The 20,092-nt window shown below is 58.2% G+C and carries 17 protein-coding genes and 4 pseudogenes; 7 read left to right on the top strand and 14 right to left on the bottom strand.

The window, feature by feature from the left end; all coding sequences use genetic code 11:
* Positions 1 to 6: 6 nt before the first annotated feature.
* The 4 genes and pseudogenes from ACA048_RS11080 to ACA048_RS11095 form a co-directional block, all read right to left on the bottom strand.
* Positions 7 to 315, bottom strand: coding sequence for an addiction module antidote protein (locus tag ACA048_RS11080; protein WP_007949238.1), 309 nt, complete (start codon positions 313 to 315; stop codon positions 7 to 9).
* A 2-nt stretch (positions 316 to 317) separates the two neighbouring features.
* A pseudogene (locus tag ACA048_RS11085) lies at positions 318 to 603 on the bottom strand (type II toxin-antitoxin system RelE/ParE family toxin).
* 235 nt (positions 604 to 838) lie between these two features.
* Entirely contained in the window at positions 839 to 1,531 is a 693-nt protein-coding gene (locus tag ACA048_RS11090; protein WP_497629138.1) for an N-acetyltransferase, read from the bottom strand.
* Positions 1,532 to 1,545: 14 nt separating this feature from the next.
* Complete coding sequence (locus tag ACA048_RS11095) at positions 1,546 to 2,340, bottom strand: ChbG/HpnK family deacetylase (protein ID WP_497629139.1); 795 nt, start codon at positions 2,338 to 2,340, stop codon at positions 1,546 to 1,548.
* 335 nt (positions 2,341 to 2,675) lie between these two features.
* Between ACA048_RS11095 and ACA048_RS11100 the strand changes: the two genes are divergently transcribed.
* The 5 genes from ACA048_RS11100 to ACA048_RS11120 all read left to right on the top strand — a co-directional run bounded on the left by ACA048_RS11100 (position 2,676) and on the right by ACA048_RS11120 (position 7,971).
* On the top strand, positions 2,676 to 3,344 hold the full coding sequence (locus tag ACA048_RS11100; RefSeq protein WP_497629140.1) for an ABC transporter ATP-binding protein: 669 nt from the start codon (positions 2,676 to 2,678) through the stop codon (positions 3,342 to 3,344).
* A gap of 1 nt (position 3,345) precedes the next feature.
* Positions 3,346 to 5,817: an ABC transporter permease gene (locus tag ACA048_RS11105; protein WP_497629141.1), complete on the top strand. Its 2,472-nt coding sequence runs from the start codon at positions 3,346 to 3,348 to the stop codon at positions 5,815 to 5,817.
* A complete protein-coding gene (locus tag ACA048_RS11110; RefSeq protein ID WP_497629142.1) occupies positions 5,807 to 6,871 on the top strand; it encodes a lipocalin-like domain-containing protein in 1,065 nt (354 codons plus the stop codon). Before ACA048_RS11105 ends, ACA048_RS11110 begins: the two co-directional genes overlap by 11 nt.
* Positions 6,872 to 6,933: 62 nt before the next feature.
* Positions 6,934 to 7,176: a hypothetical protein gene (locus ACA048_RS11115; protein WP_497629143.1), complete on the top strand. Its 243-nt coding sequence runs from the start codon at positions 6,934 to 6,936 to the stop codon at positions 7,174 to 7,176.
* A 210-nt stretch (positions 7,177 to 7,386) separates the two neighbouring features.
* On the top strand, positions 7,387 to 7,971 hold the full coding sequence (locus ACA048_RS11120) for a hypothetical protein (RefSeq protein ID WP_497629144.1): 585 nt from the start codon (positions 7,387 to 7,389) through the stop codon (positions 7,969 to 7,971).
* A 316-nt stretch (positions 7,972 to 8,287) separates the two neighbouring features.
* On the opposite strand, the gene ACA048_RS11125 is transcribed toward ACA048_RS11120, so the two are convergent.
* The 7 genes and pseudogenes from ACA048_RS11125 to ACA048_RS11155 form a co-directional block, all read right to left on the bottom strand.
* Positions 8,288 to 8,557 carry a hypothetical protein gene (locus ACA048_RS11125; protein ID WP_497629145.1) on the bottom strand — a complete coding sequence of 90 codons (270 nt, stop codon included), beginning with the start codon at positions 8,555 to 8,557 and terminating at the stop codon, positions 8,288 to 8,290.
* 17 nt (positions 8,558 to 8,574) lie between these two features.
* Positions 8,575 to 8,808: pseudogene (locus ACA048_RS11130) on the bottom strand (DUF6124 family protein); the annotation flags it as partial.
* A gap of 644 nt (positions 8,809 to 9,452) precedes the next feature.
* On the bottom strand, positions 9,453 to 9,767 hold the full coding sequence (locus ACA048_RS11135) for a hypothetical protein (RefSeq protein WP_497629146.1): 315 nt from the start codon (positions 9,765 to 9,767) through the stop codon (positions 9,453 to 9,455).
* Position 9,768: 1 nt separating this feature from the next.
* Positions 9,769 to 10,047, bottom strand: a complete 279-nt coding sequence (locus ACA048_RS11140; protein ID WP_497629957.1) for a hypothetical protein — start codon at positions 10,045 to 10,047, stop codon at positions 9,769 to 9,771.
* Between the two features lie 33 nt (positions 10,048 to 10,080).
* Positions 10,081 to 12,182: pseudogene (locus tag ACA048_RS11145) on the bottom strand (RHS repeat-associated core domain-containing protein); the annotation flags it as partial.
* A pseudogene (gene tssI / locus ACA048_RS11150) lies at positions 12,168 to 12,902 on the bottom strand (type VI secretion system tip protein TssI/VgrG); the annotation flags it as partial. The pseudogenes ACA048_RS11145 and tssI, both read right to left, overlap by 15 nt.
* A gap of 132 nt (positions 12,903 to 13,034) precedes the next feature.
* Positions 13,035 to 13,550 (bottom strand): Hcp family type VI secretion system effector, encoded by a 516-nt coding sequence (locus ACA048_RS11155; protein WP_007948242.1) that lies wholly within the window; start codon positions 13,548 to 13,550, stop codon positions 13,035 to 13,037.
* A gap of 415 nt (positions 13,551 to 13,965) precedes the next feature.
* Here ACA048_RS11155 and ACA048_RS11160 point away from each other — a divergent pair, with 415 nt between their 5' ends.
* The gene (locus ACA048_RS11160; RefSeq protein ID WP_497629147.1) at positions 13,966 to 14,643 is read left to right on the top strand and encodes a type 1 glutamine amidotransferase domain-containing protein; all 678 of its coding nucleotides are present in this window, start codon (positions 13,966 to 13,968) and stop codon (positions 14,641 to 14,643) included.
* A 46-nt stretch (positions 14,644 to 14,689) separates the two neighbouring features.
* Here the strand turns inward: ACA048_RS11160 and hglS are convergent, their stop codons facing one another.
* From hglS to ACA048_RS11175, 3 genes are all read right to left on the bottom strand, one after another.
* On the bottom strand, positions 14,690 to 16,075 hold the full coding sequence (gene hglS / locus ACA048_RS11165; protein WP_497629148.1) for a 2-oxoadipate dioxygenase/decarboxylase HglS: 1,386 nt from the start codon (positions 16,073 to 16,075) through the stop codon (positions 14,690 to 14,692).
* Positions 16,076 to 16,192: 117 nt separating this feature from the next.
* Positions 16,193 to 17,140, bottom strand: a complete 948-nt coding sequence (locus ACA048_RS11170; protein ID WP_497629149.1) for an alpha/beta fold hydrolase — start codon at positions 17,138 to 17,140, stop codon at positions 16,193 to 16,195.
* Positions 17,141 to 17,162: 22 nt separating this feature from the next.
* On the bottom strand, positions 17,163 to 18,617 hold the full coding sequence (locus tag ACA048_RS11175; protein WP_497629150.1) for a flavin-containing monooxygenase: 1,455 nt from the start codon (positions 18,615 to 18,617) through the stop codon (positions 17,163 to 17,165).
* 192 nt (positions 18,618 to 18,809) lie between these two features.
* Here ACA048_RS11175 and ACA048_RS11180 point away from each other — a divergent pair, with 192 nt between their 5' ends.
* The gene (locus ACA048_RS11180; protein WP_497629151.1) at positions 18,810 to 19,880 is read left to right on the top strand and encodes a diguanylate cyclase; all 1,071 of its coding nucleotides are present in this window, start codon (positions 18,810 to 18,812) and stop codon (positions 19,878 to 19,880) included.
* Positions 19,881 to 20,092 lie beyond the last annotated feature (212 nt).

Raw genomic sequence — 20,092 nt, forward strand, 5'->3', positions numbered from 1 at the left:
AGACTCTCAGTGAGCCGAGTGATTTACCGAATGACCTGGCTGAGCGCAGAGATCAATTCCAAGGGCATGAATAACCTTCAGGACCGTATCAAAACGAGGTTTTGCACCCGGCGCGAAAGCCTTGTACAGGCTTTCGCGCCCCATACCTGAGTCCTTCGCTATTTGTGTCATTCCTCGTGCTTTTACCACGTAGCCGATAGCACGAAGAAACTCCTCGTTGTCGCCGTCGGCAAGCACTTGGGAAAGGTACTCGCTGATAGCTTCGTCGCTGTCCAGCAGCGCCGCCATATCGAATGAAGTCAAAGTCTGGCTCATGTTTAAACCTCCTTTGCCAATTTTTTCGCCCGCCTGATGTCAGCGGTTTGCGAAGATTTATCTCCACCGGCTAACAACACAATGACAATGTTGTTTCGCAGGGTGAAGTAGACCCGATAGCCGGCACCTACGTCCACGCGCATTTCGGAAACACCATCACCAACGGATTTGATATCGCCCAGATTGCCCGCAGACAATGCGGCGAGCGATAGCTGATTTTGCCCGCAAGTCGCGAATTGAGGCATGCCATGCCTCAAAGATCATAGTTTGTTGAATGAGATAATTCATGGCTCAAATGTATCCATTTGGATACGAGAGAGCAGTCAGGCGGTTCCTTGGCTACATGCGTTTTTTCCGAGGGGGGTGTAGGCAGCATGACTCATATGACTCATATGACTTATCGCGAGCAGGCTCACACATTTTGATCTTCATCAGGCACAGATTTTGTGTCCGTCGAAGATTCTTTGTGTGCGAGCCTGCTCGCGAAAGCGGCGTCACTGACGCCGCTGCACTCAATTGAAAATCAAGCCTGCGCCGCACTCGTCACCACCGGGCGGCCCGGTTTGCGCAACGGGTCCAGGCGCGAGCCGGTGTAGCGGGTTTCGCGGTAGTAGCGCCACCGTCCGAACAGGCCATCGACGTGGGTTACGCGGCCCTGTTCGTGGTAACCCATACGGATGTGCAGTTTGAGGGCCGGGATGTTGTGGGTTTCGCAAACGACCACCACCTTGTTGCACCCCTGCGCCTGCATCGCTTCCCACAGGGCGACTTGAATATCCATCGACAGGCTGGTGCCGAAATAGGCGCGGGTCATTTCGCCGCCGAATTCGAAGAACTCGCCAGGTTTGACCGGGAACCAGCAGCCGTAATAGTGACGGTCGTGATAGTCGCGGGTGCTACCCCAGATGAACCCACACGCATGGCCGTCGTCGTCCAGGTACATGTGTCCGGTGTGACCTTCGGCGGCGAGTTCGGCCATGGTGCCGACGCGGTCACCAAAATGCTGGGTGAACGCTGTGGCGTTTTCCGGGGTGATGGTCACTTGGCGCAAGCCGGAACAGGGCCGCAGTTTGTGCGGCGGTACCGGGCTGACCAGGTCGCGCTCCATCCACAACAGTTCCCAATGGAAAAACACGTAGCGCTTCCACAGTGTATTGAATGTGCGGCTCAGGCCTTTTTGTTTGATGCGCTTGCGAAGCTTGTCGAGTACGTTCAAAAAATAGCGCGGTTTTATTCCAGAACGGCCTCTGCACGCTTGGTGAAAGACTTGCCCAACACGTCGTAGGCAACTCGCTGCACCCCCGGCAAACGCTGCTCCAGCAGCGCGCTCAATGACTCTCCATGCTCGAGATAGGCATCGCCAAAATCGGCGCCGAGCTGATTGGGGTGCGCAACGATTTCCAGGAGCCCATCACTGGGCAGCGCGGCATTGCGCAGATCAACCGGGGTGCAAACGTAGTCGGCGGTGGCGCCGGCCAGGCGGTTTATACGCCTATTAAGCAGTTCCTTGAACACGCGTTTGGGCAGGCTCAGGTTTTGCCCCAGATTGCGCGCCAGCCGCACGGGCACCCCTTGACGGGCAGCGAAGCGGGAAACGATTTCGCTGATGGGCCAAATGTTGTGCACCTGTTGATGGGAGTCGAGATGGCTGGGTTGTACGCCGTTGTCCAGGCAATGTTGCCATTGCGCTTCCAGCTCTTCGAGCACGGCCTCACGATCGGGGCGACTGAGCCAGAGCTTGTGGCGGGGCAGGTTGAGGTCGAACACGCCGGCTCTGTCGCAGAAGATGATTCGACCCAGAATCGATTGGCTCAATGGCCGTCCGTAGGTGAGGTTGAAGTGCAGCCCGATCCGGCCTTCAAGTAATGGGTGTTGGGCCATGAGGCACGCTGCTTCGAAGGCTGGCATGTTGGCCATGGCGGTAGCGGAACTGATAATCCCGGCTTGGAAAGCTCCCAGGATTACCGCGTTTTCGCAGGCATTGAGCCCGAAATCATCAGCGTTGACTATTACTTGGCGAGGCATATTCACCCTCCACGGTTTATTTGTGGGTGCTGGCACTTTGGTGGCAGGCACAGCAGCAAGCGTAGACGTAATGGCTGTCTTGGCACGCCGGGCTCGCCACTTTTGCTGCAAGGCCTTGAGCCGCTAGCGCAAAGTCAGCGGTGCACAGCGAAATGCGCCATTCCAATTCTGCAGCCCTAAGGTCAGGTCGCCGAGGTTGGGACAGGTTCATGCGCCATTCCACCCGAGTTTGGTCCAGCGGACAGGGTTCCGGCCTGGCCGGGCGGCAATGGTCAACGGACAAAAACCATGCAAGGCCGCTATCCTTGCTTCACGCTTCTTAAATGGGTTTACCCATGCTTCAGGTCCAAGGCGTCTTCAAAAGTTACGCCACCCCGCAAGGTCCGCTGCCTGTGCTGCAAGGCGTCGACCTGACGCTCAAACCCGGCAGCAGCCTGGCGCTGATGGGCGAGTCGGGCAGCGGAAAAAGCACTTTGCTGCACCTGATTGCCGGGCTCGACAAGGTCGACCAAGGCAGCATCCGCAGCGGTGAACATCGGCTGGAGCAAATGACCGAAGCGCAATTAGCCAACTGGCGGCGCATCGAAATCGGTCTGGTGTTTCAGCAGTTCAACCTGATCGGCAGTCTGCGGGTCGAGGACAATCTGGCCTTTCAGGCTCGGTTGGCGGGGCGTCATGATCCGCGCTGGCAGGCGCATCTGGTGCAGCGCCTGGGCTTGAGTGATGTACTGCGACGCTATCCGGAGCAACTGTCCGGCGGCCAACAGCAGCGAGTTGCGCTGGGTCGCGCGCTGGCGTCAAAGCCGAAACTGCTACTGGCCGACGAACCCACCGGCAGCCTCGATGAAGCCACCAGCGACGAGGTGCTGAAGCTGCTCCTGGAATTGCTCGACGACACGCCCACCACATTGTTGATGGTCACTCACAGTCCACGGGTTGCCGCGCGGCTGGCGGAAAAAGTGGTGTTGCACGGTGGTCGTCTGGCTGGCACGGACGAGCGCTGAGGTGCGGGTTTTTCGCGAGACGCTACGGGCGCTGCTCAGTCATTGGCGGCAGCACCCGGTGCAGTTTTTCAGCGTGCTGACCGGGCTCTGGCTCGCCACCAGTTTGCTCACCGGCGTACAGGCATTGAACAGCCAGGCGCGGGAAAGCTATGCCCGGGCCAGTCAGTTGATCGGCGGCGAACCGCAGGCCAGCCTCAGTGCGCCCGGTGGCGGGACGTTTTCTCAGACGTTATTTGTCGACTTGCGTCGTGCCGGTTGGCCGGTGTCGCCGGTGCTGCAAGGTCGAGTCATCCTCAAGGGGCATGAAGAGCAGCGCTTGCAGCTGATGGGCATCGAGCCGGTGTCGCTGCCGGCCGGTTCCTCGGTGGCAGGGCAGGCGTTGCCGATCGAGCAGATTGTCGAGTTCTTCAGTGCGCCGGGCAGTACCTGGATCTCACCGCAGACGTTGGAGACTTTGGGGTTGCGCGAAGGTGAACGGCCGACAAGTTTGAGCGGTGTCGCATTACCGCCGCTGCACATTCAAACCGACATGGCCCCCGGTGTGCTGCTGGTGGACATTGGCTTCGCTCAGCAGATTCTCGGTCTGCCGGATCAACTGTCGCGTCTGCTGTTGCCCAAGGATTTCAGCGTTCCGATACCCGACACGTTCAAGGATCAACTCCAGCTCAAGACCAGCGGCGAGGAAAATAACCTCGCACGCCTGACCGAGAGTTTTCACCTGAACCTCGACGCCTTGGGTTTTCTGTCATTCGTGGTCGGCCTGTTCATCGTCCACGCGGCCATCGGTCTGGCACTGGAACAACGCCGGGGACTGCTCAGAACCCTGCGCGCCTGTGGCGTCAGTGCGCGAATGCTCATCGCGTGTCTAGCGGTTGAGCTCGGTGGTCTGGCGCTGATGGGCGGCCTCGCCGGGGTGGTCAGCGGCTACCTGTTGGCCAGCGTATTATTGCCGGACGTTGCCGCCAGCCTGCGTGGCTTGTACGGCGCCGAAGTGGCGGGGCAGTTGAACCTCAGCCCCTGGTGGTGGTTCAGCGGTGTCGGCCTGAGTTTGCTCGGCGCATTGCTGGCCGGAGCCAACAGTCTGCTGCGCGCGGCGCGTTTGCCGTTGCTGGCACTGGCCGATCCGCAAGCCTGGCATCAGGCTCATGCGCGGTGGTTGCGGCGCCAGGGTTGGGTGGCGGCGACGGCGGCGGTGATTGCGCTAAGCGCCTTGATCTGGGGCGACAGCCTGGCCAGTGGATTTGTATTGATGGCGGCGCTGTTGCTTGGCGCCGCATGCGCGCTGCCCGTGGTGCTTAATGCCGTGCTCAACCTCGTCTTGCAGCGCAGTCATTCAGTGCTCGGCCAATGGTTTGTCGCCGATTGCCGGCAGCAACTGCCCGCCCTGAGCCTGGCCTTGATGGCGCTGTTGTTGGCTCTGGCGGCGAACATTGGCGCGGGCAGCATGACCGCCGGTTTTCGCCAGACCTTCAGCAACTGGCTCGAACAGCGCCTGACCGCCGAGCTTTACGTCAATCCGCAAACCCCGGCTCAATCTCGTGAGCTGGAGACCTGGCTCAAACAGCAGCCGCAAGTATTGGCGGTACTGCCTAACTGGCAAGTGTCGATCCAGCTGCAAGGCTGGCCGGCAGACGTCTTTGGCGTGATCGATCACCCGACCTATCGCCAGCATTGGCCGTTGCTGGAGGCCGTGGGCGATAACCCGTGGGATCGCCTGGCCAAGGACGACGCGCTGATGCTCAGCGAACAACTGGCCCGGAGGCTGAAGGTGCGGCTCGGCGATCACCTGACCATTCCCACGCCGGGCGGTCCGTGGTCGCCGCGCATCGTCGGGATCTACGCCGACTACGGCAACCCCAAGGGCCACCTGCTGGTCAACGTCAGCCACCTGCTGCGCGGCTGGCCACAGCTGGCGCCCACTCGTTTTAATCTGCGCATTGAGCCGGCATCGATCCCATCGTTCGTCAACGCGCTACAGGCTCGCTTCGCGCTCGACGACAGCCGCATCGTCGATCAGGCGCGGCTCAAGGGCTGGTCGACGCAAGTCTTCGAACGCACCTTCTCCGCCACCGCTGCGCTCAACAGCCTGACCCTTTGTGTGGCGGGCGTGGCGTTGTTTATCAGCCTGCTGACCCAAAGCCAAAGCCGCCTCGGGCAGCTGGCGCCGTTGTGGGCGCTGGGCGTGACGCGCCGGCAATTGATGCTGCTCAACCTCGGGCAAACCTGGTTGTTGGCGGTGTTGACGTTGGTGCTGGCGTTGCCGCTGGGGATCGCGCTGGCGTGGTGCCTGGATGCGGTGATCAACGTCCAGGCGTTCGGCTGGCGCCTGCCGTTGCGCGTGTTTCCGGTGCAACTGTTGCAGTTGATGGGGCTGGCGCTGTTCGCGACGTTACTGGCGTCGGCGTGGCCGTTGTATTCGCTGTATCGCACGCAACCGGCGGACTTGCTGAGGACGTTTGCCCATGAGGATTAAGCTCGGTCTGATGCTTGTGGTTTTGTTGAGTGGTTGCGACAACTCGGCACCGGTTGAGAAAGGCTTCGCCGGTCTGGGTGGCGAGGCCTCGGCGTTTACGCCGGTGGTGCCCGGTCGAGTGTTCAGCTTCCCGGCGGATCACGGGCCGCATGACGGTTTTCGCATCGAGTGGTGGTACGTCACCGCCAACCTCAAGGACGAGCAGGGCCACGAGTTTGGCGTGCAATGGACATTGTTTCGCAGTGCCTTGAACACAGCGCCCGAGGTGGCCGGCTGGGGCAATCGGACGATCTGGCTGGGGCATGCGGCCGTGACCTCAGCGACGGTGCATCACGCCGCCGAACGCTATGCCCGTGGCGGCGTCGGTCAGGCGGGTGTGAGCGTGGCGCCGTTCAATGCCTGGATCGACGATTGGCGTTTCAGCAGTCAGGGTTCTGATCTTTTATCGGATCTCCAACTCAGTGCGCGGGACAAGGATTTCGGCTACCAACTGCACCTGACAGCCACCCGTCCGCTGGTGCTTCAGGGAGATAAAGGTTTCAGCCAGAAATCCGAACAAGGCCAAGCGTCGTACTACTATAGCCAACCGTTTTTTCAGGCCAGTGGCTCGCTGGAAATCGATGGCAAGACCTATCAAGTCAGCGGCCCGGCCTGGCTCGATCGCGAATGGAGCAGCCAGCCGCTGACCGCCAACCAGACCGGCTGGGACTGGTTTTCCCTGCACCTGGACAGCGGCGAACAGGTGATGCTCTACCGCATGCGCAACAAGAACGGCGAGCCTTACCTCACCGGCACCTGGATCGATGTGCAAGGACAGACTCAACCGTTGCACGCCGGCGACATCCGTCTCACACCCCAAGACACCGCGAAGGTCGCTGGCCGTACGATGCCCGTACGCTGGTCAATCAAAATCCCTGGCAAGCACCTCGACATCACCCTCAATGCCCTCAACCCCAACGCCTGGATGGATTTGCGCATTCCGTATTGGGAAGGGCCGGTGCAACTGAGCGGCAGCCATGCGGGGCGGGGCTACCTGGAAATGACCGGTTATTGAACCGGAACTCTCGGCAGATCAACGTCCTCCTACGTTAACAAGCCCGTTCACAGGAACCCGCCATGAGCGACGACCTCAAACCACCAGACCTTGCCGCGTGGCAGCGTCTGTTCGACGACAAGGCCTACTGGCAGCAATCCCCCGACGCCCATTACGCCGAACTGCTGCGGGTGGCCGACGACTTGCTGGGGCAGGGCGACATCGACCTCGAACAGTGGCAAGACTTGAAGGCCATGGCCAAGCAATCGCATAAAAACTCGCCGGCCGTGAACGTCGCCCGGGAAGTTGACGATCCGCAGGCCTGAGGAGGCCCCGACGAACGCGAAATTGATGCCCTGCGCGCCGCCTGGCTGACCTGGCGCAAGGAAAGTGGAAAAAGCACCGACAACGACGAACCCACTGCGCAAGAAACTGCCAAAACTTCTTGAAGAACGTCTATGCTCATTGGCACACATCGCGCTGACGCCTGTGCCAGAGCGGTTTGCTGCCATTTATTACCAAGGAATGTATCGCCTATGAAACTCCACGCACTGACCAAAGCCATCACCCTCGCAACCTTGCTGTCTGCCGTTAGCCTTGGCGCCATGGCTGAGGAGATTCCGCTGTCTGCTGACGTGGTAGAGGATCAGATCTCCGCGACAGTTGTTTCGGTCGACGCCGCAAAACATCAGGTTGTCCTTAAAGGGCCTGAAGGTAATGAGGCTACTATCCAACTGACTGACGAGGCGAAAAACCTTGGCAAATTGAAAGCTGGCGATCAGGTCGACATCCAAGTGGCTCACGCTGTCGTATTCGCCCTCGACACCGACGTCGACAAGGGCCTGCCAGGCGCCGCCGAACGCACGGGCGAAGTTCGCACGGCTCCGGGTAGCTCCAAACCGGGCGGCGAAGCTTACCGTCAGGTCCAGGTTCAGCTGAAAATCACCCACATCGACCTGGCGAAAAATCAGCTTACCTTCGAAGGTCCGAAGGGCAATAAAAAAACGATTGACGTCGTAAAACCTGAGGTTCAGGCCAAACTCAAAGACCTGAAAGTTGGGCAAAGCGTTGTCGTCACGTACACCGACGTACTGAAAGTGACCACTAAATCCAAAAGCTGAGGATTGACTGTATAGACTGATTGTTCTTGTATAACTTTTTTGTACAAGAACAATCAGCTTTAATGTTCTGGTTGGTGAGTTTTGGTGAAGGCCGAATAGTATTTCGATCGACATTCACTTAAACATTATGTATATAAAATTTCATCTTCGCCTCGCGGACATATTTGCAAACTTCTATTAAAATTCCTTCGTTCGCCCAGTGTCAGGGCTCTTTACCAGTGCATGGATTGCCGAGGCCATTACACTGGGCGGACACCTAATAGAAGGGCTGACAGCGAATACACAAAAACGGGCGATCGTAGGATCGCCCGTTTTTTTATTCAGCTTGTGCCTGTAAGCGTCGGCCGACAACGTCCAGCAAGTCGCTGCCGTCGCGTAGTGGAATTGCAATTACCCGGGCGAAGTCCTGAAGTAGCGCGTTGTCGCCCTTGAGCGAAGCACCCAAGGATAGAGTTTCCACCAGTTGAGTCACGCTGTGGATTTGGTATTCCGCCGTGTCGTGCAACACGTCGAGGGGCGCTTCCGTATCAATCAGCAGAGATGGGGTCAGGCAGTCGATGCCGGTGATGGGCCTGTATCGAGCCATGGCTGAACCTCCTTCTCTCAAGATTGGGTGCTTTGTGGGGCTTCGGATGCGTCGCCAGGAGGGTCGAGATTGTCCAGCGCACGGTTGACTAACAATTCGCCCACTAGCGCCAGTTGCTGGATTGATAGCGCGAGGCTGCGGTGTGAACCCTCGAGTTCACAGGCCAGGTCAGTGGTGAGGACGTTGAGTGAAGCGAGGGTTTCACAGGCGTGACTTAACAGGGTTTCGGTGTTGATGTTGGGCAGGATGGAACGCCTTCTTGGCTTGAACAGGTGCTGATTATTGTCCCTTGCCCCTTCACTTCAACCGCTGATGCACCGTGCTCACTTACATTTTTACCCACCACCGCTATACCGATGAAAGGCTCTTTGTATGGGATGTCAAGCCCGTAGATGTGCATGTCGGATTCGTTAAGCTGGTCAGTTACATCGCCCTGCTGCTGTTTTTCGCCATTTGACTTTGTTAACTTGCAGCAAGCAACAGTTCCACCTGATTTAGGGGGTTGGACTGAAATGACTTCGTTGTTTGTAATTTTTTAGTTGAATATAAATAAGTCTCCCCGTCCGGATTGTTTTTAACGAATCCGAAACCGATATTCTGGGCGCTGCTGACGTAGAAGAAATAGTCAGAATGATGAATAGCACATGTTTAATGTCCATCTGTAGACCCGTGCGGAAGGGCGGAAACAAGATTTCGCAGGTGTCCAACTTGAGAGCGCAACGGACTACCGATTTCAGTACTGCCGGGAGTCGCGAGGTCAATGCAAACGCGGTATTTAGAAGGCTCAATTTGATCGTGACGTTGTAGTCGGTGATCACTTATAGCGAGCCCAGGTAATCGATCTGTTGGTAGAGCGGCTCTACTCTGAGCTCGGATTTTCGTCCCTGTTTTTTGTTTAATAAGAAAATCTCGGATTGAAGACCGTCTGGCCTTTGCATGGAACTAACTCGCTGACCTCAAGTTTAGATTGTGAGCGCAGATAATCTAAAGCTTCTTTTGATGTCAAAAAGTTCTTGGTTTCTTCTTTTAAGAACTCTTCCATAGCTATCTTTGAGTCATAGATTTCACTTAAGTATGTTTTGTATCTTTCTTCGTGCTTTTGTACCGCAATTGAAAGCCAGAGGGTGTCATTTTCAGAATCGATCTTCCCCCGGCATCCCACCTGTTTGCCAGCTTCGATCCATTCGATTATTTTTTCATCCGTATGCATGTCACTCCCCGGTGATGTTGATAACAACTTTTGTGCCGTCGTCTCTTTTTATATTGATATGTGGGTGCTCCCCATGAGCATCTTCAAGTCCATGTCCTCGAACTCTCCCTGTTTTCGGATCGATTGCATAGTCTTTATGGTATGCGCGTCCCTTTTTAAAACGCTCCAGTTTGAACTTTTTCCGTTCTCCGGCCGCATCTTGGGATCCCACTCCCCGTACCTTTTGATACCCTGGAAAGGCCTCGTTAAGTAGCTGATCTGCCTCGCGTTTTGTTTTCACGTTTACCGTCGTATTTTTACCGCCCGTCCTCAGTCTCTCCGCATTCTTTGAGAGTTTTGGCGTAGATGGGGCTGGTGGACTGGATTCTCGTGTATCAACTCTTGCCTTCGTTGCTGGATTTTCAACACCGATGTCAGGTTTACACGCATCCCCTCCCGGACAAGTTTCAACCCCAACGGGTCCACCCACCCCGTAGGGTTAGGCACGTACTGGTAGTTGTTCAACCCACCCGCAAGCTGGATCGGATCCGGTGTCAAAAACCGTCCAGTGCCCGGATTGTAGTAGCGATGCCGGTTGTAATGTAAGCCTGTCTCCGCATCGAAGTACTGCCCCTGAAATCGCAATGGGTTGTCGATTTCGGCAACATCGAGTGCAGCAAGATTGCCATAAGCGCGATATTTCGCAGACCACATGATCTCGCCGCTGTAGTCAGTGAGCTCCTGCGGCGTACCCAGATGATCGAGCTGGTAGTAAAAAGGCGTCGCCTTCAGTGGGCCTTCGCCATCCAACATCACCAGCGGACGGAAACTATCCGGTTCATAAATGTAAGTGCGATAGCGGTTGTCAGCGCTTTCAGCAATCAGGCGTTCGCCTTGCCACAGGAATTCGGTAGTGCTGCCATCGACGGTTTTTTCGATTCGTCGGCCGAAGGCGTCGTACTTGTAGGACGCGACGCTGCCACCGGGCAGGCTGGCGCCGATCAGGCGATGCTGGCAGTCGTAGCGGTATTCGGTGACGAGTTTCTGCCCGGTGCCGCGACGTTCGCGGGTCAGGTTGCCGTAGGCGTCGTAGTCGTAGTGGCGGTCGCCCTGCATCAGCAGGCGGTTGCCTTTGACGTTGGCCAGGTTTGCGCTGGCTTGGTCGCCTTGACCCAGCAGGTTGCCGGCAGGGTCGTGGGCGAAGCTTTCCGGGGTGCTGCCACGGACGTTGATCAGGCGGTCCAGCGGGTCGTAGTGGTAGCTGCGATTGCCTTTGCGGCTGTCGTCGATGCCGGCGAGGTTGCCGTTGGCGTCGTAGGCGTAGCGACGGCGGAACAAGTTGCGTTCCTGCTGGCTGACGGTGTGCGCCTGCAATCGGCCTTGTTCGTCGTATTGGTACTGGCTGAGCAGCAGGCCTTGCTGGCGCTGAAGTTCCTGACCCCCGCTGAACTGGTGGGTGGATAGACGCGAGCCGTTGAGGTTGATGCTGCTTAGTTTTCCGCCGCGCTGGTGACGGTAATCGAGCTTGCTGCCGTCCGGGAGGCGACAGTGGCTGAGTTGTCCAACGCTGTCGTACTCGTAGCGCAGGGTGCCCCAGCCTTGGTGTTCGGTGATCAGGCGGTCTTGTATATCGTATTCATAGGCCAGCGGCCAGTTGCCGTGGTCGACGTTTACTAAACGGCCAAGGGCGTCATAGCTGTAATGGATTTCCTCGCCATCAGCCAGCGTTTTGACCAATAAGCGGCCAGCAGCGTCGCGCTGGTATTCAGTCGTCAGCTCGCTACCGTCGTCGCCGAACTCGGTTTTCTTCAGCAGTTGGCCGTTGAGGTCGTACTCGTAAGCGGTGCGACGACCATCGAAACCGGTTTCCTGTTGGATCAGGCCGTTGGCGTGGTAGTCGAGGTGGTAGTGCTCGCCACGTTCGTTTTCGATTTCGGTCAGCAGCAGGCGCGAGTTGTCGTAGCGGTAGCGCAATTGGCTGCCGTCTGGGTTTATACGGCGGCTGAGCAGGTGCAGGCCATCGGCGTATTCGTAGCGGGTAATTCGGCCCAATTCATCACGCTCAGCGGTGACGCGACCGTAAGGGTTGTAGGTGAATGCACGTGTCGCGCCGCCGGGCAGGGTGATTTCCGCAAGGCGATTGGCGGCGTCCCATTAGTAGTGGGTGATCGCGCCGCTTTCGTCCTGACGGGTAATCTGCCGACCCAAGGCGTCGTAACGGTATTTGCGCTGGCCGCCGTCCGGCAGGCTTTCTTCCAGCAGTTGACCGAGGTTGTTCCAGCCCAGTTGATGGCGACTGCCATCAGGGTGGCGGATTTCCAGCAGGCGGCCTCGCTGGTCGTAGCTGTAGTGGGTTGAGTTGCCCTCCGGATCGATTTGTTCGGTGATGTCGCCCTGATCGTTGCGCCAGTATGTCCAGCTCGCCGGCCCACGGTTTTCGCTTTCCAGGGTCAGGCGCGGTTTTTCGAAGCCGTAGTCGCGGCGGGTGGTGCGGCTGGTGCGGGTTTCCAGGCGCAGGTCGAAGCGCTTGATCACCGGGTCGTTGGCGACCATGCCGGAGTCTTGCTGGTAGGCCACGGGTGCGAGTTTCGGGAACACCGTCTGGTCATCGCCGAACACCAGTTTGTGGGCCGTGGCGCTGTGCTGGAAGTGGTAGTGGATACCTTCTTCCTCGCACAGGCGCTGGATGAATTGCAGGTCCGATTCGTCGTACTGAACGCAGTAGATACGCTCGGGATAAATCGCCCCGACGTTGAAGGCGTAGGCGTTGCTTTGAATGCCGTGCTCTTCGAGGACCTTGCCGATGATTTTCGGCACGCTGAGGTTCTGGAAGATGGGCTGGTTGATGCGGTGCGCCAGGTACGACAGTTGCGGGCGCAGGGTCACCGCGTAGCGGGTCAGGCGTTTGCCGGAATCACCTTGGGCGGCGCGGTAGATCTGGCCGTGAATGCCGCTGCCGTCCGGCGAGAGCTGCAGGAAGGCCGGTTTGTGCAGCAGGGTTTCGAGGTCCAGGGACGGCTGCTCACTGACCAGTTCCACCTCAAACATGAACGGTTGGCTGATCGCCTCCCGACCTTGCAAGGACAGTATCTGCAAATCGCTGGAGAGACCTTCGATGGTCAGGGCAAAGTGAGTCTGATTGGCCGGCGCGAACATCCCTTGTTCCTCGTGCAGTGCTGCGGCGTGCGCCAATAGCCGAAGAAGGCATCAGCAGACGCAAAAATTCTGGAAGGGTGAAAACAACATCGACCAGCAGAGCTGGCCGATGCTTGAGACGGTCGGCCTGGATCAGGCGACCGGCAGACGCCAGTCATCGGAACCCGAAGTACCGGATACTTCGTGGGTCCAGGTGATTTTGCGGTAGGTGAATTGCACTTCTTCCAGGTGCGTGAAGTGCGAGTTCGACGGGTCCTGGCAGTTGTGCATTTTGTTGTTGATGGCGACGATGATGGCGTCTTCCAGTTTGGTGGTGTAGTAGTGCTCTTGGGTACCTTGAGCCGAGGTGCGATACCACTGGATAACGATTTCGCTCATGCGCTCGCCGGAGGTCAGAGCGGCTTGCAGCAGTGGCGAGGACTTGTCGTAGACCTTGGTGATAACCACTGGCTTGTGAACGCGCTGACCGGTTGGCTGGCCGGACTGCGGGTCACGCGGGATGATCACGTCGTGGCTGAAAGCCTGAACCATGACCTGGTCTTCGTGGCCTTCCTGGTAGGTGTTGCCAACCGAGTCGGCGGTGAATGCGCCGGCAGTGATCAGACCTTGTTTCTCGCCAGTGACGGACATGTACGCTGGTGTAGCCATGGATGTGCTCCTTGCTAAAAAATTAAGGGTGCCCGGGAGGCGATATCGCCCGGTGGGTGCCATACGCTAATCAAGGTCCGTGCCAAAAGCGGTGAAAGCCATATAGATCAATTGGTTGGCGTTGGTTTTCGGCCGCTGTAAGTTTTGTCGGCGAAGATCCCTAAGGAATGTGCGCAAGAACTTGCACACCACTGCGCAACTTCTTGCGCACTCGGCTGGAGGGCGCGTCTGGCCGGGCGATCAGCATCCAGGCGGGACCTTTCTGTAGGAGAGGTGCGCAACTTCTTGCGCATAACGGCATTGCGCCACCCGTCAAAGACAACCTGCATCCGGTGCAACGAATCGACCGGCCGCAGGGTCCATAAAAACAGCGCCGTCGAGCGACCGAACAACCCTGAACCGGAGTGAGAACGACATGAAAATCCTGATGGTTTTAACATCCCACGATCAATTGGGTGATACGGGTAAGAAAACCGGCTTCTGGCTGGAAGAATTCGCCGCACCGTATTTCGCCTTCAAGGACGCCGGTGCTCAGCTGACCCTGGCCTCGCCCAAGGGCGGCCAACCGCCGCTAGACCCAAAAAGTGACGAGCCGGGCGCGCAAACCGGGGCGACGGATCGGTTCAACAAAGACTCTGCGGCTAAATCCGCATTAGCCTCTACTGCGCTGCTGAACAGCGTGAGGGTCGAAGATTACGATGCGGTTTTCTATCCGGGCGGCCATGGCCCGCTGTGGGATTTGGCCGAAGACACCTTTTCGATTGCGCTGATCGAGGCGTTTATCAAGGCTGGTAAACCGGTCGCTGCGGTCTGCCATGCGCCGGGCGTATTGCGTCACGTCAAAGGCGCGGATGGCCAGCCATTGGTCAAAGGCAAGCGCGTGACGGGTTTTACCAACTCGGAGGAAGAGGCGGTGCAGTTGACGAACGTCGTGCCGTTTTTGGTGGAGGACATGCTCAAGGAGAAGGGCGGGATTTATTCCAAGGGCGATGATTGGGCGAGCTATGTACTCACGGATGGATTGCTGATCACCGGTCAGAACCCGGCGTCGTCCGAAGCTGCCGCCGAGGCGTTGCTGACGAAACTCCGCTAAACCTGTAGCAGCTGGCGCAGCCTGCGCCAGCTGCTACAAGTGTGCTTTAGATCGCGTGGCCCAACGTGGCATAGCATTCCTCAACCGAACGCCGCTGCGTCTCGGCATACAACCCCAACTCATCAATCGTCGATCGCCCCAGCGCCTGCTCAAACGCCTGCTGGTTCGAATGCACGCCATAGTGGGTTTGCGCCGCGTCCCCCAGGTTCGACTGGAAAATCCCTGCTGCGCTTACCGGCAGAAAATCCTCATACACCAGCGGTTCAACCCGCAAATAGCCGCCGTCGAGCAAATCCTCCAGCGACAACGAATCCTGCGCAGCCGACTCCCGGCCTTTTTCCGTCACGAAGTAGCGAAAGTACGCCAGTTCCTGTCGGCGCAAACCTTCGTATGTGTCAGGGAACTCGCCAAAGTGTTGCACCATCAGGGCGTTGTAACGGGCGGCATTGGCTTCGTTGGGGAAGTCTTTCAACTCGTCCCGTGCGGCATTGAGCAAGCGGTCGTACAGCGCCCGACCTTTAGGCGTCAGTGCGGAGCCACGTTGTTCGATTTCACCAAAGCGCGCGCTGTGACTGCCTTGGGTTTCAGCTTGATCGGTGAAGGCAACCGGCTCGTCCAGCGCCTTGAAACTGGTCTGGCGCAGCAGGATCGGGCACTGACGGCGAGGTGGGCCTTCGATCACCGCTTTGGGGCTGATGCCGTGGGCCGGCATTTGCGCCTGGACGATGTCGATGTCCAGTGTGCGCGGCGTCAGGTGGTTGATGTGCGGGCCTTTGAAGGCCACGACGTCGGCGATCAGGCGATGCTGGGCACTGAGTTTCTGGTATTGCTCGGCTGTGACGGTGGCGCTGTGGTGCCAACGGAAGGTTTCCAGCGCCTGTTCGACGAAGTGCTGCGCCTCGTTTTCAGTAAGACCTTCCTCGGTTTCAGCACGCTCGATCAGGGTCAGCGCTGCCGGGGTAAAGATCTGGCGTTTATCCAGCACCGACTGAGCGAACGCGCGCAGTTCCAGGTCTTCGATCAGTTCCAGGCGCAGCAGCGAGGTGAACACGCGAAACGGGCTGACCTGCAACGCCGCTTCGTGCACCGCGCGAAACGCCGTGGAATGCACCGGCACGCCGGCCGGGGTCAAGTCGTAATAACCCACCGGTTGCATGCCCATCACCGCGAACAAACGGGCGAGGGTGGCCAGTTCTGTGGCGGTGCCGACGCGGATGGCTCCGTGACGTTCAAGGTCCAGGCGCTCGATTTCACCGGTGCTGTTCAACCGACGGGTGATCTGCGGGTCGTTGTCCAGCACGTATTGGTTGGTCTGCTCCACCAACTCCATCAGCGCGCCGTACAACGGCACTTCTTCGCGGTACATGTCTGACATCGCTTTGGAGAAGCGTTGGCGGATCAGGTCAGGGCTGACGAAGCGTGGCTGGCTCATGAAAAAAATTCCTGGCGCGGTGACGTAAAGGATGTGCGAAAAGATCGCAGCCTTCAGCGCCGCCGACAAACGAAGAATCTTACGAACTTCATTCTGCCAGGGACTGCTTGCAGGGTCCTACAAATGGGAACGGCTTTGCGTGCGTAGCGATCCCAAAAATTCACGGTACAACCGTGCCGTATTCGCCGGCTGTTCGACCATCGGCATGTGGCCACTGTGATCCCAGATATGCACCCGCAAATCGACGATGCCTTTGCTCCAGACCGCCACACTGCTGACGTCGATCAAACGGTCTTTGTGCCCCCACAGCAACAGCGCCGGGCACTTGATGTCAGCCAGTTTCGGCTCCATCGGCGGGCTGGCGCGAAAGTCGTTGAAGATTTCTTCCAGTTCATCGCGGCTTTGCTCATAGCGATGAGCAAAGGCGTCCAGCACCACGCCGGGCACCCACGGCGGTTCGGCCATGGTCATGGCGTAGAAGTGTCGGAACTCTTCCCGTGAGTGAATCAGAAACGGGTTATGCCCCTTGGCCAAATGCCGCTCCAGATCACTGGCCTCGGGCGCGGTGACCCCGGCCGGGTCGATCAGCGCCACGGAGGCGATCCGGTCCGGGTACGTGGCCGCCAGCCACGCCGCGATGTAACCGCCCATTGAATTGCCGATCACATGCACCTTCTCGACTCCGCAGACATCCAGCAACTGGATCATCCGCTTGGCTTGCAGCGGGATGTCATAGCCGCCGCCCGCCTTGAAGCCGGTTTCGCCATGACCGGCAATGTCCGGAATGATGACCCGATAATTACCGACAAAGTGGCGGGCAAAGCGCAGCCAGAGGTTTTTGTCGGCACTGTAGCCGTGCAGCATCAGCACGCTGCTGGACGCCTCATACGGCCCGCCTTGCCAGGTCGAGACGGTCATCTCGTTAATGGGCACGACGATTTTGTGCAGCCGATACAGCTTGGCTTCAATTGCCATGTTCAAGTCATACAGCCAATAACCGATGGCCGGATAGTTCAACCAGCTCCAGGCCACGACAACCGCGATAATGACAACGAATAGAAGCATCGGATGACTTCCTTTAACGTGATCAGGACAGGATGTGGTCGGCGGGTTTCAAAGCCCGGGTCAATCGGTGATAGCTGAAACTGAACCCCGGAAACATGGCAATTACATGACCGCTCTTGCTTTGGTACCAACTGTGGCACCCTCCGGACTTCCATACGGTGCGCTCCATTTCACGGTGGATCATTTCAGTGTAGGTACGTTCCGCTTCGGCGCGTACTTCAATGCTGCGTAAACCTTGGGCTTTTAACGTACGGATGCAGTCGAGGATGTAATTCATCTGTGACTCGATGATGAACAGCGCCGAGGTGTGGCCAATGCCGGTGTTGGGGCCGGTGACGATAAACAGGTTCGGGAAGTCGGGCAGGCTGGTGCCCAGATAAGCCCGGGGATACTGCGCCCAGACGTCCTTGAGTTGCGTGCCGTGTTTGCCGGTGACCGGGTAGGAAATCACCCCGTCGGTGGCGTCGTAACCGGTGGACCAGACGATCAGGTCGAGGTCGATGTGCTGGCCGTCCTGAGTGACGATGCCGGTTTCATCGATGGCGGCGATGCCTTGTTCGCGACTGTGCAACGTCACGTTGGGGCGGCCGAGTGCCGGGTAGTAGGTGCTGGAGATCAGCACGCGTTTGCAGCCGATGGTGAAGTCCGGTGTCAGTTTTTGGCGTAATTCGGGGTCCGGCACCTGACGCTTGAGGAAGCGCAGTGCGTGTTGCTGGACCATGTGAATGGCCGGTTTCGAGTATTTGAAGGCAATCACCCGGGTTTCGAACTGCCAGTAGATCATCCAGCGCAGCAGTTTGTAGGCCGGTTTCAGGCCCAGCAGCCAACGCTGAAACGGGCCAAATGCGCGGTCCGCCCTTGGCAGCACCCAGTGCGGCGTGCGTTGAAACACGTGCAGGTGCTCGACGTCCGGGGCAATCGCCGGGATCACCTGCGCGGCACTGGCACCACTGCCGATGATTGCCACGCGTTTTTGCCGGTAATCGTAGGAATGGTCCCAGTTGTTGGTGTGAAAGGTCTTGCCCTGAAAGCGTTCCATGCCCTCGAAGTGCGGGACAACGGGTTGGCTCAACGGCCCTGTCGCGTTAATCAGAAACTGCGCGTAAAACGTGCCTTTGGTGCCGGTATGCACTGCCCAGCGTTTGCTGGCGTCATCCCATTCGATCCGTTCGACATTGGCTTCCAGTTCGACCTTGTCGCGCAGGCCGAAGTGTTCCACCACGTACTGGGTGTAGCGGTGCAATTCCGCCTGTTCGGCGAACATTTGCGTCCAGCGATAGGGCGCAAAGGACAGCGAATACAGCGGCGAGGGCACATCCACCGCCGCGCCGGGGTAGGTGTTCTGGCACCAGGTGCCGCCGAAAAAGTCCCGTCGTTCCAGCAGGCGAAAATCGTCGATGCCAGCCTTGAGCAAATTGATTGCCGCGCACTGACCGCCAAAACCGCTGCCAATGATCAACACTTGAAAAGTCTGCATGGGCCTCCTTTTTTATGGTTATTTATTGAACCCTTCCTTCATGTATAGCCAAACATTGACGACTCGCGTGGTGGCAATACCCTGGTATTCAGCCCGCTCGCCGGTGATGGCTATTTAACGTCGCCCTGATAGACTCTCAACGCACCTGCAACCCCGGTGTTATCAAGTTCCGTTCAGTGGCGCAGAGGCCCTATGGGAAATTCGGGAGGAAAAGGACTTTCATTGGCCAGGAGGCTCTATGCGTCGCGAACCTTGGGCCTGGCCTTGGGATTGTTGTGCGTGAGTGCCGCGATGTACCCACTCGATCCGGCGCCGTGGGTGTGGGGGCTGGTGGTGTTCAACGGCGTGTTCTGGCCGCACGTTGCCCATCAGTGGGCGCGACGGGCCAAGGTGCCGTTTCACGCCGAGCACCGCAACATCCTGGTGGATGCCTTTCTCGGCGGTTTCTGGGTGGCGGCCATGCAATTCAATCCGCTACCCAGCGTTGCAACGCTGTCGATGATGGCGATGAACAATGTCGCCATTGGCGGCTTGCGTTTCCTGTTAGTAGGCTTCGTCGCGCAGATTCTCGGGATGGGGGTCGGAGGGCTGGTGTTTACCCCGACCTTCATCCCGTCGACGACACCGTTGCAAATGTTCGCCTGCATGCCCCTGCTGATTGTGTATCCCTTGACGCTGGGCTGGCTCTGCTTTCGCCAGGCCACCACACTTGGCCGGCAAAAGCGCGAGTTGCTGGCCCTGAGCCGCACCGACAGCCTGACCGGCCTGTTGAACCATGGCGCCTGGAAGGACCAGCTGGAAATCGAATTCCAGCGTTGCCAACGCGAGCAGGGCGGGGCGATTGCACTGATCGACATCGACCATTTCAAAATCATCAATGACACCTACGGCCATGTCGCCGGGGACATCGTGTTGCGCCAGCTGAGCAAGATGCTCAAGCAGAACCTGCGCGCCACCGATGTTGCCGGGCGTTATGGTGGCGACGAGTTCTGCGTGATCCTGCCCGACATGCCGTTGAACAGCGCCGCCGCGACGATGGACGCCTTGCGCGACCGTTTTGCCACGTTAGGTTACGAGCAGAGTCCGGGGTTGAAGGTCAGCTTGAGCATTGGTCTGGCAGCGTTTGACCCGACGCATACCGACGCAACCTTGTGGCTTAACGATGCGGATCAGGCGTTGTATGAAGCCAAGACCACTGGGCGCAATCGGGTGATTTGCCGCATCAATGGCAAGCCGTATCACGAACTGCTCGACTCGGTTTAACCCTTCACCGCCATTCCCCTGTGGGAGCGAGCCTGCTCGCGATAGCGTCTGATCATCCACATCATTGCAAGCTGACCCACCGCCATCGCGAGCAGGCTCGCTCCCACAAGGGATCTGCGCACGCATGAGGCGCACAACTTTCCAAGACGTTTCCTACAACGTACCCTGTTGCCGCGTTTCGGTATCGACCCCTATAGTTCGGGCTCGCGGAA

Source organism: Pseudomonas sp. LBUM1659, from assembly GCF_059716045.1.